This is a genomic window from Paraburkholderia xenovorans LB400 (genome assembly GCF_000013645.1).
In the GTDB taxonomy this organism is placed as follows: Bacteria; Pseudomonadota; Gammaproteobacteria; order Burkholderiales; family Burkholderiaceae; genus Paraburkholderia; species Paraburkholderia xenovorans.
Genome location: NC_007951.1, coordinates 219,865 through 237,309, shown reverse-complemented (window position 1 = coordinate 237,309; position 17,445 = coordinate 219,865). Strand labels below are relative to the sequence as shown.

The window sequence follows — 17,445 nt, the reverse complement described above, 5'->3', positions numbered from 1 at the left end:
TGGGGTCGCGTCGGCCGTTTGGGTTTATCCCGTGCGATCTCGATTAGCGTGCGTGCGCCTTTGGCGCACTCCGTGCGCGAGTGTGCTTTTGTTTGTCGAAAACTGCCCGAAAGGCAAATGTCAGCGATTATTTTCGACAACCAGGCATGACGGTGTTCAGGGCAAGTTTTTGAGGCGGGTGCGTCAATGGTGTTCAGCAAGGTTCTGACGAAGTGTGCGGTGATCTGTGCAGCGGCTACGTGCATGGTCACGCTCGCGCACGCCGACCCGCTCACCGACACCCAGGCGGGACCGTTGACCCGCGCGCGCGTGCCGCGCATCGCGCTCGACGACGACGTGTACCTGCCCACCGCAGGTCTCAACGAACAGATCATCCGCGTGCCGGTCGACGCTGCCGGCACGGTCACCCTCGAAACGACGATCTACAAGCCGGACGGCGCGGGCCCGTTTCCGATGATCGTTTTCAACCACGGCAAGATTCCCGGCGACCCGCGCAGTCAGGAGCGCAGCGACCCGCTGCCGTTCGCACGCGAGTTCGTGCGCCGCGGTTACGTGGTGGTGGCGCCCAACCGCCAGGGTTTCGGCCACTCGGACGGCGTTTATCAGCAGGACGGTTGCGACGTTGAAAAGAACGGCATCGGCCAGGCCGGCGACGTTGCCGCCACGATCGACTTCATGTCGAAGCAGCCTTACGTGGACGCCACCCACATCGTGGTGGCCGGCACCTCGCACGGCGGCCTGGCGACGATGGCGTACGGCACGGAAGCCGCGCCGGGCGTGCGGGCGCTGATCAATTTCTCGGGCGGTTTGCGGCAGGATGCCTGCAGCGACTGGCAGGGCAATCTGACGCGCGCATTCGGCGCATATGGCGAGAAGACCAGGGTGCCGTCGCTGTGGATGTATGGCGATAACGATTCGGTCTGGAACGCGCCGCTGGTGGCGGGCATGTATGCCGCGTATGGTGCGCATGGCGCGAGCGCGAAGATGGTGGATTTCGGTAGCTACAAGAACGACGCGCACCGGCTGGTCGGCGACCGTGACGGCGTGCATGTGTGGTGGCCGGCTGTCGAGGCTTTCCTTGCGCGTGTGGGCATGCCGACTGGCGTGCAGTATCGCGTGGCGGATCCTTCCATGCCGAAGGCGAGCGGGTTTGCCGCCGTCGATGCGGTCGACTCCGTGCCGTTTGTCGATGAAGCCGGACGCAATGGGTATCGGAATTTCTTGCATCAGTATCCTAGCCGGGCGTTTGCTGTGTCTGATACGGGGGCCTGGTCGTGGGCTGAAGGTGGCGATGATCCGATGTCGGTTGCTGTGGCTAATTGCCAGAAGCAGAGTTCGGCGCCTTGCCGGTTGTATGCGGTGAATAATTCGGTTGTTTGGGGGGAGCAGTCTTCGCAGACGGCTGAGGGGGGTGCGGGTGCGGGCTCGGGCGCGGGTGGCGTCGATGGGCGGCGGGATGTTGCCAGTCGGGAGTGAAGGTGGGGGGTTTTTGCCTGCTCGGCGGTCTGCTGGGTCGGGCTCGGGCTCGTTGATCTGTGGTTTCCTACGCTTGGGTGGTCGGCTTTTTCTTGGTTTTTGTGGTTTATTAGGGTTGCCCCTGTGCGGGGCGGCACCTACTTTCTTTGCCGCGGTGTATGGACCGGAGACATGGGTAACAGGTGTGCGGAGACATGGGTAACACATGCTCCGCTCACTCCTGCGGACTCAGGTTGATGGTTCCGAAACGGTGATGCGCAAAAAACAGGTCGTAGCAGTTCTCTTCACCGACGCGCTCCCGGATGGCCACGGGCAGGTTATGCAATGCGCTCGATACCTTGAAGCGCTGCTTCCTGAAGCGTAGTTCACCATTCCACTTCACGTACTGCACGTGGTCGTTTGCGCCGTACTCGATCGGCGGCAGGCTCTCGGGGTAGGCACGCGGGCTCGGTCGATAGCGCGTAACCGGGGTCGCCATGTCCAGCGCCTGATGCGGGCGCTGGTGGTTGTAGACCGAGCGCCACTCATCGAACGCCTGCTGGGCGCTGCGCAGGTCCCTGAAATGGCGCCCGGCGATCACCTCGGCCTTCAGCGTGCGATGAAACCGCTCCTCCTTGCCATTGGTCTGCGGATGCGCCACGCGGCTGTGCGACAGTCGCACGCCCAGCCGGATGAGCCAGATGGCCAGTTCGGTCAACTGGCCCGGCTGGCTGGGGCTGCCCCACGGCGAACCATTGTCCGCGTTGATGCGCAGCGGCAGCCCGTAGCGGCGGAACGTGCGCTCCAGATGATGCTGCACGATCCGGGTGTCGGTGCTGATGCAGGCATCGAGGGTCACGTTGTAGCGCGAATGATCGTCCAGCATGGTCAGTGGCGAACAGTGCCGTCCGTCCTGCAGGTCGAACCAGCCCTTGAAATCCATCTGCCAGAGATCGTTGGGCTGCGCGTGCTCGAAGCGCTGCCAGGCCGTGGCGGCGGCGGAAGCGGCCGGCTCGATCAGCCCGTGTCGATGCAGGATATCGGTCACGGTGCTGGGCGCGGGCACATCCGTTTGACCCAGATCGCACAGACGTCGGCTGATCTTGCGTCCACCCCAGGCCGGATGCGCCCGCCGCAGTTCGACCACCCGCTGCTCGACCGACGGTGGCGTGCGTGCCGGGCTCTGCTGGGGCCGTCGCGAATGATCCGTCAGCGCGGTGTCGCCACCCTTTGCGTGGCGATCGAGCCACTTGTAGCCGGTCTTCGGGCTGATGCCAAAACGCCGACACAACTCACGACGGTTGGCGCCTTCCTGCGAGGCCAGTTGAACGAATTCCAGACGCAAATTCATGGTGTCTCTCGGGTTCCAGGGCATAACCGGCTCCAGGCGATTCGCTCGCCCAGAGTGTTACCCATGTCTCCGCACACCTGTTACCCATGTCTCCGGTCCATACACCGCGGCAAAGAAAGTAGGCAAAGAAAGCCGCTTCACACCGCCAGCTCTTAAGCGGGTCCCCCGCACAGTCACGGTAGTGGACCATCTGGAATCTGTGTCGTCGCGCATTCAGCCTTGGTGACAAGGCCGTCATTCTTCCGGCGACGCTGCGCGCGCCGTCGCGGTAGTTCGTTAAAACCAGTGGTCGCTTCTCGTACGGGCGATATCTTCCCCGACACTTCTTGCGCGCGCCGTTTCTCAAATCGCTGATTGCCTCGCGCGCGGGCGATATCTCTCTGCTCGCCAGTCGCGACGGGCGCGAACCGGGCCTTTAGGGTTGCTGCCTGTTCCTTGCGCGACAGTCTTCTCAACCGCTGGCGGCCTCTTGAGTTAGCGGACGGCGCCTCCATCACCGCCGTCGTTCTGTGTGCCGTCTGCACACAAGCTCGCGACACTTTTCGGCGCCACGCAGAGCCAAAGCCGACGCCCCACACACGCACAACACTGGTTTTACCGGACCGTTCCGGCGAGCACGCAGTGCGAGGCGGGAAGTATGACGGCCTTGTCACCAAGGCTGAATGCGCGACGACACAGATTCCAGATGCACCACTATCCCCTCCAAGCCAGGGGACCCGCTTAAGAGTTGGCGGTGTAAAGCGGCTTTCTTTGCCTACTTTCTTTGCCGCGGCAAAGAAAGTAGGTGCCGCCCCGCACAGGGGCAACGCTAACAGACCACCGTGAATGCAAGGAAAGGCCAAGCCCCCAGGAACACAGACACAAAGCCCTGCACAGACAAAAAACCACCCCCCACCCCAATTCCCGCCAGTAAAACCCAACTACTTTGCCGTCGCCAACTGCATCGATCAGCAACCTTCCATCGAGAACAGAAACTACCTGCATCGAACGTCAACCAACCCCAGCGCCGCGAGCAAAAACCGCCCACCGCCCCCAGGTGCACATCCCTAAATAAACCGCTAATCTCAACCCCGCACGCCCGCCAAGGCCCGCGCGCAGCGCAAAAAAAGACGCGCAGCACGCCCCAAAATGGCCCCCAAAAAGCCACGCCCGCGCAGCGGCAAAAAAAGCCCCCTGGAGCACCCCTTTGGAAAAATCAGCGCCACCACCCGCCCCCGAAGACTGGATCGCCCGCAGCCTGCGCGCCGTCTGGCACCCCTGCACCCAGATGAAGCACCACGAACGCCTGCCGCTCGTCCCCGTCGCGCGCGGTCAAGGCGCGTGGCTCTACGACCGCGCCGGCCATCGCTATCTGGATGCGATCAGCTCCTGGTGGGTCAACCTGTTCGGTCACGCCAATCCGCGCATCAACGCGGCACTGAAAGACCAGCTCGACACGCTCGAACACGCCATGCTCGCCGGCTGCACGCACGAACCGGCCATCGAACTCGCGGAGCGCCTCAGCGCGCTCACCGGCAACACGCTCGGCCACGCATTCTTCGCATCGGATGGCGCGTCCGCCGTCGAAATCGCCCTGAAAATGAGCTTCCACTCGTGGCGCAATCGCGGTTTCGCCGACAAGCAGGAATTCGTCTGCATCGCCAACAGTTACCACGGCGAAACCATCGGCGCGCTCGGCGTCACGGATGTCGCACTCTTCAAAGACGCCTACGACCCGTTGATCCGCCACGCGCACGTCGTAGCGTCTCCAGACGCCCGCCTCGCGCAAGCCGGCGAAACCGCCGCCGATGTCGCTCGCCGCGCGCTCGATCACGTCCGCTCGCTTTTCGAAGCACGCGCCACGAAAATCGCCGCGCTGATCGTCGAGCCGCTCGTGCAGTGCGCAGCCGGCATGGCCATGCACGACGCGTCGTATATCGCCGGACTACGCACGTTGTGCGATCAGTACGGCGTACATCTGATCGCCGATGAAATCGCCGTGGGCTGCGGCCGCACCGGCACTTTCTTCGCGTGCGAACAGGCCGGTATCTGGCCGGACTTCATCTGTCTGTCGAAAGGCATCAGCGGCGGCTATCTGCCGCTCTCGATCGTGCTGTCGCGCGACGAAATTTTCGAAGCCTTCTATCACGACGACACCGCGCGCGGCTTCCTGCACTCGCACTCGTACACGGGCAATCCGCTCGCCTGTCGCGCGGCGCTCGCCACGCTCGATCTGTTCGCAGCCGACAACGTGATCGCCGTCAACGCACAAAAATCCGCGAAGCTGAAAGCCGCGCTCGCACCGCTCGCCGAACACGAACAAGTCCGCAATCTGCGTCAGTGCGGCACGATCTTCGCGTTCGACGCCCTGATCGACGATGCTCAGCAGGCCAGAACATTCTCGCGCCGCTTCTTCGAAAACGCGCTGCGGCGCGAACTGCTGCTGCGCCCAATCGGCACGACGGTGTATCTGATGCCGCCTTATATCCTCGACGACGAAGAACTCGCGCTGCTCGCCTCGCGCACGCGCGAGACCTTCGACGCCACGCTCGCGGAGACCCGCTAATGCATCTGCTCGACACACTCGCCGAAGGGCTGAAGGAGATTGACGCGCGCGGCCTGCGCCGTCGCCGCCGCACCGCCGACACGCCGTGCGCGGCCCACATGACCGTCGACGGCCGCGCGATCATCGGCTTCGCCAGCAACGACTATCTCGGCCTCGCCGCGCATCCGCAACTGATCGCGGCCATCGCTGAAGGCGCGCAGCGCTATGGCGCGGGCAGCGGCGGCTCGCATCTGCTCGGCGGCCACTCGCGCGCGCATGCGCAACTCGAAGACGATCTCGCCGAATTCGTCGGCGGCTTCGTCGAGAATGCGCGCGCGCTCTACTTCAGCACGGGCTACATGGCGAATCTCGCCACGCTCACCGCGCTCGCGGGCCGCGGCACGACGCTCTTCTCCGACGCGCTGAATCACGCGTCGCTGATCGACGGCGCGCGTTTGTCCCGCGCCGACGTGCAGATCTACCCGCACTGCGATACCGACGCGCTGAGCGCGATGCTCGAAGCCTCGGACGCCGACGTCAAGGTGATCGTCTCCGACACCGTCTTCAGCATGGACGGCGATATCGCGCCGCTCCCACGTCTGCTCGAACTCGCGGAACAACACGGCGCCTGGCTGATCGTCGACGACGCGCACGGTTTCGGCGTGCTCGGCCCGCAAGGCCGCGGCGCGATCGCGCAAGCCGCGCTGCGTTCGCCGAATCTCATTTCGATCGGCACGCTCGGCAAAGCGGCAGGCGTCTCCGGCGCGTTCGTCGCGGCGCATGAGACGGTGATCGAATGGCTCGTGCAGCGCGCTCGCCCGTACATTTTCACCACGGCGTCGGTGCCGGCTGCGGCACATGCGGTGTCGGCGAGTCTGCGCATCATCGGCGGCGAGGAAGGCGATGCGCGGCGCGCGCATCTTCAGCAATTGATCGGGCGCACGCGCGCCATGCTCAAGGCAACGCCGTGGCTACCGGTCGATTCGCATACGGCCGTGCAGCCGCTCATCATCGGCGCGAACGACGCCACACTCGAGATCGCGGCCACGCTCGATCGCGCGGGCCTGTGGGTGCCGGCGATCCGTCCGCCCACCGTGCCCACCGGCACGTCGCGTTTGCGCATTTCGTTATCGGCCGCGCACTCGCAGGCGGATCTGGATCGTCTTGAAGCAGGCTTGCAGCAACTCGGAGCGAAAGCGGCATGAGTAGCACGAGTCAAAACGCACTGTCCTTATTCATCACCGGCACCGATACGGAAATCGGCAAGACGTTCGTCTCAGCGGCGCTGTTGCGCGGCTTCGTCCGCGAAGGCCTGCAAGCGGCCGCGATGAAGCCGGTCGCAGCCGGCGCGTTCGAACTGGACGGCGCGCTGCACAACGAAGATGCGGATCAACTCGACGCCGCCTCGAACGTCCTGCTGCCGCCCGAGATACGCACGCCGTATCTGCTGAAGGAACCGGCCGCGCCGCACATCGCAGCCGCGCTGGAAAACGTCACGCTGGATCTCGGCCATATCGTCGACTGCCACGCGCAAGCACTCAAGCGCGCGGAGATCGTCGTGGTGGAAGGCGTCGGCGGTTTTCGCGTGCCGTTGACCGCTGCCCAGGACACCGCCGATCTCGCCGTCGCCCTGGAGCTGCCGGTGGTGCTGGTGGTGGGCATGCGGCTCGGCTGCATCAGCCATGCGCTGCTCACCGCCGAAGCAATCGCCGCGCGCGGGCTCACGCTCGCCGGCTGGGTCGCGAACCGCATCGATCCCGACATGACCTTCCCCGACGAAAACATCGCGTCGATCCGCGAGCATCTCGCCCGCGCATACGACGCGCCGCTGCTCGGCATCGTGCCGCATCTGAACCCGGCTTCGCCCGAGCTCGCAGCGGAGCAACTCGACATCAACCGGCTTCTGCAAACGCTGCGCCATGCGCATGCGCAGCGCTGAACCACCATCACATCCATCCATGAGGATCGACGACATGACGCAACTGAACATCGCTCCGGCGTCCACCGACACGGCCGCCGCCAGCAACAACAACGCCGCAGCCGGCACGAAGCAGCTCGCGCGCTGGCGCGTGGCGGACATCGTCTCGTTGTACGAACTGCCGTTCAACGACCTGATGTTCCAGGCGCAGCAAACCCATCGCGAGCATTTCGACGCGAACACCGTGCAACTGTCCACGCTGCTGTCGATCAAGACCGGCGGCTGCGAGGAAGATTGCGCGTATTGTCCGCAGTCGGTGCATCACGACACGGGCCTGCAAGCCGACAAGCTGATGCCGGTCGACGAAGTGCTCGCCGCCGCGAAGGTCGCCAAGGAAAACGGCGCGACGCGTTTCTGCATGGGCGCCGCGTGGCGCAACCCGAAAGACCGTCACCTCGAACCGATCAAGGACATGATCCGCGGCGTGAAGGCAATGGGCCTTGAAACCTGCGTGACGCTCGGCATGCTCGAAACGCATCAGGCGCAAGGGCTGCGCGAAGCGGGCCTCGACTACTACAACCACAATCTCGATACGTCGCCGGAGTTCTACGGTCAGATCATTTCGACGCGCACGTATCAGGACCGCCTCGACACGCTCGAACGCGTGCGCGACGCGGGCATCAACGTATGCTGCGGCGGGATCGTCGGTCTGGGCGAGTCGCGCCGTGAACGCGCGGGCCTGATCGCGCAACTGGCGAACATGGATCCGTATCCGGAATCGGTGCCCATCAACAATCTGGTTCAGGTGGAAGGCACGCCGCTGACCGGCACCGAAGCGATCGACCCGTTCGAATTCGTGCGCACGATCGCGATTGCGCGCATCACCATGCCGCGCGCAATGGTGCGTCTGTCGGCCGGCCGCGAACAAATGAACGAAGCGTTGCAGGCCATGTGTTTCCTCGCGGGCGCGAACTCGATTTTCTACGGCGATCAATTGCTGACCACGAGCAACCCGCAAGCCGAAGCCGACCGCAAACTGCTCGAACGTCTCGGCATTCGCGCCGAGGCCGCGCAGCAGATGCCACTCGATCAAAGCGGCTGCGAACATGGCTGCGATAAACACGCTGCGCCGAACTGAGCGCATGCGTCGCGTGCAGTAGAACACGCGCGATAAAAAAGGCTGCCTCGTTTTCCACGAGGCAGCCTTTTTACTTGTGAAGCCGGAAATTACTTCTTGTCGACGATGATCTGATCGAATGTCCCGCCATCGGAGAAATGCGTTTGCTGCGCTTTCTGCCAGCCACCGAACATCTCTTCGACAGTGAAGGTTTTGATCGCCTTGAACTCCGACGCATGCTTCGCGAGCACGGTCTTGTCCTGCGGACGCAAGTGATGCTGCGCGATGATCTCCTGCGCGGCCGGCGACCACAGATAGTCGAGATACGCCTGCGCTTCCTTGCGCGTGCCGCGCTTGTCGACCACCTTGTCGACGATCGAAACCGGCGGCGCCGCCAGCAAACTCACGGACGGATACACCGCCTCGAAGTTGCCCCCGCCCACGCCCGTGTCCATCAGCGCCACTTCGTTTTCGAACGTCACCAGCACGTCGCCGATACCGCGTTGCGTAAACGTGGTCGTCGCGCCGCGGCCGCCCGTGTCGAGCACCGGCACGTTTTTGAAGATCGCCTTTTCGAAGTCGAGCGCCTGCGCGTCGGTCCCGCCGTGCTGCTTGCGATAACCCCACGCGGCCAGATACGTATAGCGCCCGTTACCCGATGTCTTCGGATTGGCGATGATCACCTGCACGCCTGGCCTCGCGAGATCGTCCCAGTCCTTGATGTGCTTCGGGTTGCCCTTGCGCACGAGGAACACCATCGTGGTGGTGTAGGGCACGCTGTCGTTCGGCAGACGCGTGCGCCAGTTGGCCGGCAGCAGTTGACCTTTCTCGGCGAGCAGGTCGATGTCGTTCGGCTGGTTCATCGTCACCACGTCGGCCTGCAAGCCTTGCAGCACCGACAGCGCCTGCGCGCTCGACGCGCCATGCGACTGGCGGATCGAGACGGTCTCGCCGCTCTTCTGCTTGTACGCGGCAATGAAGCCAGCGTTGATGTCCTTGTACAGCTCACGCGTCACGTCGTACGACACGTTGAGCAGCGACGTCTCTGCGTGCGCTGCCGGCACGCCCGCCAGCGCGAGCGTCATTGCCGTCATGCCGGCTGCCAGCCAGCGCGAAGTCCCCGTCTTGCCTGCCATCCTGTCCCCGCCTTTCGTTGATGAAAACCAGTGGCCGCACGAACGTGCAGCGTGAAGCGGGATTCTAACGGATCGCTTACTCGGTCTGTGCCGCGTGCGCGCGCCTCACCTGCCCGAACGCCGGCCCGACCATTCAGATAAATGCGTGCTGCGCGGCCTCGATCGACTCCTCGCGAAACCGCAGCGGCGCCGCGCAATGCACCAGGGTGTCCACGAAATACTTCGCGCGCGGCCAGGGACCGAAGCCGGCCGCGGTGTTGATATGCCCCGCGTCGCCGAGATTCACAAACGCGCTGCCGAAGCGCTGCGCGAGATCGCGTGCGCCGGCGAGCGACATCCACGGATCGGTTTGGCTGCCGATCAGGATGGACGGCACGCCGAGACGCCGCGCGTCGAACGCTCCGGCGAAGGCGAATTTCTGCGGACTCGCGGGCGCCACGAACAGCACGCCGACCACGTCGTTCGCATACGGCGCCTGCTGCAATGCATGCGCGGCCGCAAGGCAGCCGAAGCTATGCGCGGCCAGCACGAACGGCCCGCGCTCACGCGCGAGCAGATCGCGCAACGACCTGGACCACAGCGCGAGGTCCGGTGCGTCCCAGTCGGCCTGCTCGACGCGCAGCGAGCGCGCGAACTGCCGCTCCAGCCAGGTCTGCCAGTGCGCGCCCTCGCTGCCGTGCAGGCCGGGAACCGTGACGAGCCGTGGCGGCCATGTCGATCTGGTGCATGAAAGCATGTGGGTGCCTCGCTGCGGAAATCCGGGTAATGATTGTCGCGCCGGGCGCCGTCTGGGCGAACCAAGTTTTTGTGCTTTGGTTATGGGACAAATACGCGGGCAAATGTACGGATGAACGCGCGGATAAAAAGCGCGACCCGATGCATGGCCGGATACGCACCCGAATGCGCCCGCAAAGCTCCGCCAGATACGGGCCTGCCGACGGAAAACCATCGCCGGAACCGCACGCCCGTGCGCAAACGCGCGCGATGCGCGTCGAAAAAGTAGAATGAAGCCTATCCATAAAAGGAGGAGGCCTCATGCAGCAAGTGTCGTCCGCAGCGTTGCAGCTGTCGCATCGGTCACGCGGTGGCTTCTCCGTCACCCGCCGCGACCTCGCAGGCGCCTTCCAGACCGTATGAAAATCCTCTTCTACATGCCGCATGCCGACGCCACCGCGTGGCTGAACGACTTCGCCCGCGCGCTGCCGGCGGCCGATCTGCGTGAATGGCAGCCGGGCGACACCGCGCCGGCCGATTTCGCAGTGGTGTGGCGTCCGCCGCGCGAGATGCTGGCCGGACGCGACGATCTGCACGCCATCTTCAATCTGGGCGCGGGCGTCGACGCGATCCTCGCGCTGGAACACGCGCAACCCGGCACGTTGCCGCGCAACGCGCAGTTGATCCGCCTGGAAGACACCGGCATGGCGCCGCAAATGGCCGAGTACGTCGCGCATGCGGTGCTGCGCTATCTGCGCCGTTTCGACGAGTATCAGACGCTGCAAGCCGAGCGCCGCTGGCAAGTGCTCGAGCCGCATCCGCGTGAAACCTTTACCGTCGGCGTACTGGGACTTGGCGTGCTCGGCGCGCATGTCGCCCAGGCGGTGGCGGCGTTCGGTGTGCCGGTGCGCGGCTACAGCCGCAGCCCGCGGCAGATCGACGGCATTCAGACGTTTGCCGGCGAAGCGCAGTTCGACGCGTTTCTCGACGGCGTGAAAGTGCTGGTGAATCTGCTGCCGCATACGCCGGATACCGGCGACATGCTGAACGCACGCACCTTCGCGAAACTCGCACGCGGCGCGTATCTGATCAACGTGGCGCGCGGCGGGCATCTGGTCGAGCAGGATCTGCTCGACGCGCTCGCGAGCGGCCAGCTCACCGCCGCCACGCTCGACGTGTTCCGCGAAGAACCGCTGCCGCCGGATCATCCATTCTGGCGCGAGCCGCGCATCACGATCACGCCGCACGTGTCCGCGCTGACGTTGCGCGAGGAAAGCGTCGTCCAGGTCGCGCGGAAAATCACGGCGCTCGCACGAGGCGATACAGTTGGCGGAGTGGTGAATCTGGAACGCGGATACTGAACACAGCCAATCCCATTGAAGGAGCGCCGCCACGCGCGGCGTCAACGAGTTGCATGGAGACAGATCATGGCCCTACCCCAGCAAGTGAAAATCGTCGAAGTCGGTCCGCGTGACGGACTGCAGAACGAAAAAGAATTCGTGCCCACCGCGACCAAGATCGAGCTGATCAACCGGTTGTCGGCGGCGGGCTTCCGTAACGTCGAGGCCGCTTCGTTCGTGTCGCCGAAATGGGTGCCGCAAATGGCGGACGGCGCCGACGTGATGGCCGGTATCGAACGGCGCCCCGGCACGATCTACTCGGTGCTGACGCCCAACCTGCGCGGCTTCGAGGGCGCGCTCGCCGCGCGTGCCGACGAGATCGTGATTTTCGGCGCCGCCAGCGAAGCGTTCTCGCAGAAGAACATCAATTGCAGCATCGCGGAAAGCATCGGCCGGTTCGCGCCCGTCGCGCAGGCGGCCAAGGAGCACGGCGTGCGGATTCGCGGCAGCGTCTCTTGCGCGCTGGGCTGTCCGTATCAGGGTGAAGTGCCGGTGGCGTCGGTGGTGGACGTCGTCGAGCGCTTCGCCGCGCTCGGCTGCGACGAAATCGATATCGCCGATACGATCGGTGTGGGCACGCCCAAGCGCACGCGTGAAGTGTTCGAAGCGGTCACGCGGGTGTTTCCGCGCGAACGCCTGTCGGGCCACTTCCACGATACCTATGGTCAGGCACTCGCCAATATCTACGCGGCGTTGCTGGAAGGCATCGAGATCTATCACGCGTCGGTGGCGGGCCTCGGCGGCTGTCCGTATGCGAAGGGCGCGACCGGCAACGTCGCAACCGAAGACGTGCTGTATCTGATGAACGGCCTCGGCATCGAAACCGGCATCGATCTCGCGCAAGTCGTCGCGATCGGCGATTTCATCTCGACCTCGATCGGCCGGCCCAATGTGTCGCGCGCCGGTAAAGCGCTGCTCGCCAAAGCGCGCAGCGAAGCAGCGGCGAACTGCGTCTGACGCCGGCCCGGCGCATGCGCCCGGCACTCATGCCAACTGTCATGCCAACACTCAGGACCTGAAACGATGACGGACCACGCTTCTCCCGAAACCGACGATCTCACCGCGCTGCCGGACTCGGCACGCCGCGTCGCGCTGCTGTTGCGCGAACGCGGTCACGCGGGCCGGATCGTGATGCTGCCGGAAACCGGCAAGACCTCCGCCGAAGCCGCCGCGGGACTCGGCTGCTCGGTCGCGCAGATCGCCAAGTCGATCCTGTTTCGCCGCCGCGAAGACGACGCACCGGTGCTGGTGGTCGCGAGCGGCGCGAATCGCGTCGACGAAAAGAAGGTCGCCGCGCAGGTCGGCGAAATCGGCCGTGCGGACGCGAAGTTCGTCCGCGAAAAAACCGGCTATGCGATCGGCGGCGTCTGTCCGATCGGTCACGCCACCGAACCGGTCACGCTGATCGACGCGGATCTGCTCGAACTCGACAGCCTGTGGGCCGCCGCGGGCCATCCGCATGCGGTGTTCAACCTGACGGCACAGGAGCTGATCGCGCTGACGGGCGCGCCGGTGGTCGACGTGGCGCTGCGCGAAACGGCGTGACGCGATGACGGTAACGATGACGACGATGACAGCAGGCCTCGATAACGAAGACGACCGCGCCGTGCCCTCGCCTTGCATCAACGTGTGCAGGATGGACGCGTCGACCGGCTGGTGCGAAGGATGCCTGCGCACCATCGACGAAATCGCCGGCTGGTCGCTGCTCGACGGCGACGCGAAGCGCGCGGTCTGGGACGCGATCCACGTACGCCACGCAAAGCTCGTCGCGAACCTGCCGAAGGTGCCGCGATGAACGCCGCGCCGCGCATCGTCACGATTGGCGAGACGTTCAGTTCGACGCTGGAGTTATCGGCGGAGTCGGTGAAATCGTTCGCCTCGCTGGTGAACGACCACAACCCGCTGCATCACGACGAGGCGTATGCGGCGCAAAGCCGCTTTGGCGGACTGATCGCATCCGGCACGCAGCCGACCGCGCATTTCATGGCGCTGCTGGCCACGCATTTTTCGACCTACGCGCAACCGCTCGGTCTCGAGTTCGATATCAAGCTGAAGAAAGCCGTCCGCGCGAATGACACGCTCACCATCACCTGGCGCGTGAAGGACGCTTACTGGAAGCCGAGCCTGAACGGCGATCTGACCCAACTTGAAGGCACAGTCGTGAATCAGCGCGGCGACACCATGTTGACCGGTTCGTCGACCATTCTCGTCATGCCGAAATCTGAAGCCGCAGCGAACACACACGCAAACGCGGCGCCCAACTCGCCATGATCACGCTACCGGAATCGATTCGGGTTTTCGAACGCGGCTGGCTTTCGTCGAACAACGTGCTGCTGCTGGACGACGCATGCGCCGCGCTTGTCGATACCGGCTACGCCACGCACGCGCCGCAAACGCTCGCCCTGGTGCGGCAGGCGCTCGGCGCGCGGCCGCTCGATCTGATCGTCAACACGCATCTGCATTCGGACCACTGCGGCGGCAATGCGCTTCTGCAGGCCACATGGCCGTGCCGCACCGTGATTCCCGCCTCGGAAGCCGGTGCCGTGCGCGACTGGGACGACACACGCCTCACGTTTCGCGCGACCGGCCAGACGTGCGAGCGCTTCACCTTCACCGGCACGATTGCGCCCGGCGCGCAGTTGCGGCTCGGCGCGCTCGACTGGAAAGTGCTCGGCGCGCCCGGCCACGATCCGCATTCGCTGATGCTCTACTGCGCCGGCGAGCGCATCCTGATCAGCGCGGACGCGCTTTGGGAAAACGGTTTCGGCGTGATCTTTCCGGAACTGGAAGGCGAAAGCGGTTTCGCCGAGGAACAGGCGGTGCTCGAAGCCATTGCGAAGCTCGACGTACGCCTCGTGATACCCGGCCACGGCGCACCCTTCACGAATGTCGAACAGGCGCTGGAGCGCGCGTTTTCGCGTGTTGCGTGGCTGCGTGCCGATCCGGCCCGCAACGCAAAGAACGCGCTGAAGGTGCTGATCGTGTTCAAGCTGCTCGAAGTCCGCGCGATGCGCTTCGACACTCTGCTGCAAATGCTCGACGACGCCGCCGTGATGCGCGCCGCCGCGACGATGCTCAAGCCGCGCGGCGAGTGGCCCGCGCTGGTGAAAAACATCGTCGAGGAATTGGCCGCGAGGAACGGGCCGCTGGAAGTGGATGGCGAGCGCGTTGTCGCGCGCGCGGCATGACGCGCCGCCGCTGGCTCGAACCATCCGGAATACGCGAACCGTCGCCACAAAAAGAAAGCCGCTCGACCATTACAGGCGAGCGGCGGAAATTCTGTCGGACGTGATCAGCGTCAAGATGCATGATACGCGCGCCGGTTTTTTGGCCGCATCGGTGATTTCCCTACAGAAGTTTGACGCCAGCTTTTAAAGCTGCATACACGTCACACCACAGAGCGCTGTAGTCACACAGCTTTCGAAACATTAGTCCGTCTGGATGAACAATGCCGGATTCCAGTTACTCGGGAATCCGTAGCATTGTGGCACGCCGCTACGGCGGAACGACGGCGAGCGCGGCTTCACGCACGACCGCAGCGGACGAACGGGACCTACTGCTCGACCGCTTCGAAAAAAGACAGCATTTCGGCGACCAGTTCGTCCGATGCTTCTTCGGGTATGTAGTGTCCGCAAGGCAGCGCGCGGCCACTCACGTCGCGCGCCACATGACGCCATTCGGCCAGCGCGTCGAAGCACTTCTCGATCACGCCCTTGTCGCCCCACAACACGCGCAGCGGGCAGCCGATCTTGTGACCGCGCTCGATATCGGCCCGATCGTGCTCCAGGTCGATGCTCGCCGACGCGCGGTAGTCCTCGCACATCGCGTGCACGGCGCCTGGTTGGGCGAGCGCCGAGCGATAGGCGTCGAGCGCGGCGGGATCGAACGGCGCCAGACCCGCATGACGGCCGCCCATCACCGCATCGACATAAGCCGCCGGGTTCGCGCCGATCAGCGTCTCGGGCAGCGGCTCCGGCTGGATGAGGAAGAACCAGTGGAAGTAGTGCGTCGCGAAGGTGCGGTCGGTGGCCTCGTACATTGCGAGCGTCGGCGCGATATCGAGCAGCATCAGACGCTCGACGGCGTCGGGATGATCGAGCGCCATTCGATGCGCGACGCGTGCGCCGCGGTCGTGTGCGCACACGAGAAAACGTTCGAAGCCGAAATGACGCATCACGGCGACCTGATCGGCCGCCATCACGCGCTTGGAATACGGCGTATGTTCGGCGTCGCTCGGCGGCTTGCCCGATGCGCCGTAGCCGCGCAGATCGGTGGCGATGACGGTGAAATGTTTGGCCAGTCGCGCAGCGCACTTCCGCCAGATCAGATGCGACTGCGGATGACCGTGCAACAAAAGAAGAGGCGGGCCCGCTCCGCCCTTCACTCCAAAAATATCGACATCGCCCACGGCGACGCGAAAGGGCGTGAAATTCTCGAAGGCCATGACGTCTCTCTTGTGATCTGGAGTCACTGCATTGTAGGAGGCCAATGTGTCCGCGCGAGGTGGGACAGCCCACGCAAGCATAGAACCTGAACACTCCTTCCAACTGTTCCAAACGCAGCGGCCGGACGCGAGCGCCGCGCATCGCCTATAATCGAACGATCGTTCTTAAATTATCGGATGGCTGCGGCTGATGAAAGCGCCGCACGCCATGTGCCGCTAAACTCAGTCATCGCCGGGCGCTCAACCTCGCACCGGTTCGCTCAAATCAGGAGACTCGCACTATGGCATTGCCCGCCGTTCTGCAAAAACTTGCGCTGCCGGTCGTCGCCTCGCCGATGTTCATCGTCAGCTATCCCGAACTCGTGCTGGCTCAGTGTAAGGCCGGGATCGTCGGCTCGTTTCCCGCGCTGAATGCGCGCCCGGCCGAATTGCTCGACGAATGGCTCACGCAGATCCAGACGCAGCTCGCCGAGCACAAAGCGGCCAACCCGGATGCGATCATCGGGCCGATCGCGGTCAACCAGATCGTCCATCAGTCGAATACGCGGCTCGAACACGACGTGCGCGTATGCGTCGAACACAAGGTGCCGATTTTCATCACGAGCCTGCGGGCGCCGGCACGGGAAATCGTCGACGCCGTGCATAGCTACGGCGGCATCGTGCTGCACGACGTGATCAATCTGCGTCATGCGCAGAAAGCGCTGGAGGCGGGCGTCGACGGTCTGATCCTGGTCGCGTCCGGCGCGGGCGGCCACGCGGGCACGACCTCGCCGTTCGCGCTGGTCGGCGAAGTGCGGCGCATGTTCGACGGTCCGATCGTGCTGTCGGGCTCGATCGCCAACGGCGGCTCGATTCTCGCCGCGCAGGCGATGGGCGCGGACCTCGCCTACATGGGCACGCGCTTCATCGCGACCAAAGAGGCTCACGCGGTGGACAGCTACAAGCAGGCCATTGTCAATTCCACCGCGTCGGACATCATTTACACCAACCTGTTCACCGGCGTGCACGGCAATTACATCCGCGAAAGCATCGTCAACGCGGGGCTGGACCCGGACGCGCTGCCGGAATCGGACAAGACCAAGATGAACTTCGGCAGCGACAAGGCGAAGGCGTGGAAAGACATCTGGGGCGCGGGCCAGGGCGTCGGCCTGATGGACGACGTGCCGAGCGTGAGCGAACTGGTGCAGCGTTTGTCGAAGGAATATGACGACGCGAAGGCGCGGCTGGGGATTGCGCGTTGAGGTGATGCACCCAGGCGCGACGCGTTGTGGTTGTGCGTTTGCCTGGAGCGCGCCGGCACAGGCGCCTGGTTCGGGGCGCTTGAGCTGAGACGCTCGATCTGCACGGTCTTGCGCTGCGGCCCGGCTTCACGCAGAGTCGCAGCGA

18 protein-coding genes are annotated in these 17,445 nt (G+C 64.4%); 14 read left to right on the top strand and 4 right to left on the bottom strand.

Translation table 11 applies throughout. The features are described 5' to 3' along the window. The first annotated feature begins 186 nt into the window (after nt 1-186). Nucleotides 187-1,476: a dienelactone hydrolase family protein gene (locus tag BXE_RS01005; RefSeq protein WP_011486584.1), complete on the top strand. Its 1,290-nt coding sequence runs from the start codon at nt 187-189 to the stop codon at nt 1,474-1,476. A gap of 214 nt (nt 1,477-1,690) precedes the next feature. Here BXE_RS01005 and BXE_RS01000 read toward each other — a convergent pair whose 3' ends face one another. Further along, nucleotides 1,691-2,830: an IS481-like element ISBxe3 family transposase gene (locus BXE_RS01000; RefSeq protein WP_011486500.1), complete on the bottom strand. Its 1,140-nt coding sequence runs from the start codon at nt 2,828-2,830 to the stop codon at nt 1,691-1,693. A 1,162-nt stretch (nt 2,831-3,992) separates the two neighbouring features. Here BXE_RS01000 and bioA point away from each other — a divergent pair. The 4 genes from bioA to bioB are packed head-to-tail and all read left to right on the top strand — an operon-like array spanning nt 3,993 to nt 8,386. Further along, entirely contained in the window at nt 3,993-5,351 is a 1,359-nt protein-coding gene (gene bioA, locus BXE_RS00995; RefSeq protein ID WP_011486582.1) for an adenosylmethionine--8-amino-7-oxononanoate transaminase, read from the top strand. Continuing rightward, nucleotides 5,351-6,535: an 8-amino-7-oxononanoate synthase gene (bioF, locus tag BXE_RS00990; protein ID WP_011486581.1), complete on the top strand. Its 1,185-nt coding sequence runs from the start codon at nt 5,351-5,353 to the stop codon at nt 6,533-6,535. Before bioA ends, bioF begins: the two co-directional genes overlap by 1 nt. Further along, nucleotides 6,532-7,269, top strand: coding sequence for a dethiobiotin synthase (gene bioD / locus BXE_RS00985; RefSeq protein WP_011486580.1), 738 nt, complete (start codon nt 6,532-6,534; stop codon nt 7,267-7,269). Before bioF ends, bioD begins: the two co-directional genes overlap by 4 nt. A 34-nt stretch (nt 7,270-7,303) precedes the next feature. Then, entirely contained in the window at nt 7,304-8,386 is a 1,083-nt protein-coding gene (gene bioB / locus BXE_RS00980; protein WP_011486579.1) for a biotin synthase BioB, read from the top strand. Between the two features lie 89 nt (nt 8,387-8,475). Here the strand turns inward: bioB and BXE_RS00975 are convergent, their stop codons facing one another. Together BXE_RS00975 and BXE_RS00970 are read right to left on the bottom strand one after the other, a co-directional pair. Continuing rightward, nucleotides 8,476-9,501 (bottom strand): sulfate ABC transporter substrate-binding protein, encoded by a 1,026-nt coding sequence (locus BXE_RS00975; RefSeq protein WP_011486578.1) that lies wholly within the window; start codon nt 9,499-9,501, stop codon nt 8,476-8,478. Between the two features lie 133 nt (nt 9,502-9,634). Further along, nucleotides 9,635-10,237, bottom strand: a complete 603-nt coding sequence (locus BXE_RS00970) for an RBBP9/YdeN family alpha/beta hydrolase (RefSeq protein WP_011486577.1) — start codon at nt 10,235-10,237, stop codon at nt 9,635-9,637. A 29-nt stretch (nt 10,238-10,266) separates the two neighbouring features. On the opposite strand from BXE_RS00970, the gene BXE_RS00965 reads away from it, so the two are divergent. The 8 genes from BXE_RS00965 to BXE_RS00930 all read left to right on the top strand — a co-directional run bounded on the left by BXE_RS00965 (nt 10,267) and on the right by BXE_RS00930 (nt 14,990). After that, nucleotides 10,267-10,509, top strand: coding sequence for a hypothetical protein (locus tag BXE_RS00965; RefSeq protein ID WP_011486576.1), 243 nt, complete (start codon nt 10,267-10,269; stop codon nt 10,507-10,509). A gap of 125 nt (nt 10,510-10,634) precedes the next feature. After that, the gene (locus BXE_RS00960) at nt 10,635-11,576 is read left to right on the top strand and encodes a 2-hydroxyacid dehydrogenase (protein WP_011486575.1); all 942 of its coding nucleotides are present in this window, start codon (nt 10,635-10,637) and stop codon (nt 11,574-11,576) included. A 66-nt stretch (nt 11,577-11,642) separates the two neighbouring features. Then, nucleotides 11,643-12,572, top strand: coding sequence for a hydroxymethylglutaryl-CoA lyase (locus BXE_RS00955; protein ID WP_011486574.1), 930 nt, complete (start codon nt 11,643-11,645; stop codon nt 12,570-12,572). 66 nt (nt 12,573-12,638) lie between these two features. After that, nucleotides 12,639-13,160, top strand: coding sequence for a YbaK/EbsC family protein (locus tag BXE_RS00950; RefSeq protein ID WP_011486573.1), 522 nt, complete (start codon nt 12,639-12,641; stop codon nt 13,158-13,160). A 25-nt stretch (nt 13,161-13,185) separates the two neighbouring features. Further along, nucleotides 13,186-13,410 carry a DUF1289 domain-containing protein gene (locus tag BXE_RS00945; protein WP_038458403.1) on the top strand — a complete coding sequence of 75 codons (225 nt, stop codon included), beginning with the start codon at nt 13,186-13,188 and terminating at the stop codon, nt 13,408-13,410. Next, the gene (locus tag BXE_RS00940; RefSeq protein ID WP_011486571.1) at nt 13,407-13,886 is read left to right on the top strand and encodes a MaoC family dehydratase; all 480 of its coding nucleotides are present in this window, start codon (nt 13,407-13,409) and stop codon (nt 13,884-13,886) included. The genes BXE_RS00945 and BXE_RS00940 overlap by 4 nt, the downstream gene beginning before the upstream one ends. Then, nucleotides 13,883-14,803 (top strand): MBL fold metallo-hydrolase, encoded by a 921-nt coding sequence (locus BXE_RS00935; RefSeq protein ID WP_011486570.1) that lies wholly within the window; start codon nt 13,883-13,885, stop codon nt 14,801-14,803. Before BXE_RS00940 ends, BXE_RS00935 begins: the two co-directional genes overlap by 4 nt. Beyond that, nucleotides 14,772-14,990 (top strand): hypothetical protein, encoded by a 219-nt coding sequence (locus BXE_RS00930; protein ID WP_038457063.1) that lies wholly within the window; start codon nt 14,772-14,774, stop codon nt 14,988-14,990. The genes BXE_RS00935 and BXE_RS00930 overlap by 32 nt, the downstream gene beginning before the upstream one ends. A 178-nt stretch (nt 14,991-15,168) precedes the next feature. On the opposite strand, the gene BXE_RS00925 is transcribed toward BXE_RS00930, so the two are convergent. Further along, nucleotides 15,169-16,059 (bottom strand): alpha/beta fold hydrolase, encoded by an 891-nt coding sequence (locus tag BXE_RS00925; protein WP_038457065.1) that lies wholly within the window; start codon nt 16,057-16,059, stop codon nt 15,169-15,171. Between the two features lie 281 nt (nt 16,060-16,340). Between BXE_RS00925 and BXE_RS00920 the strand changes: the two genes are divergently transcribed. Further along, nucleotides 16,341-17,300, top strand: coding sequence for an NAD(P)H-dependent flavin oxidoreductase (locus BXE_RS00920; protein ID WP_011486568.1), 960 nt, complete (start codon nt 16,341-16,343; stop codon nt 17,298-17,300). Nucleotides 17,301-17,445: the final 145 nt, after the last annotated feature.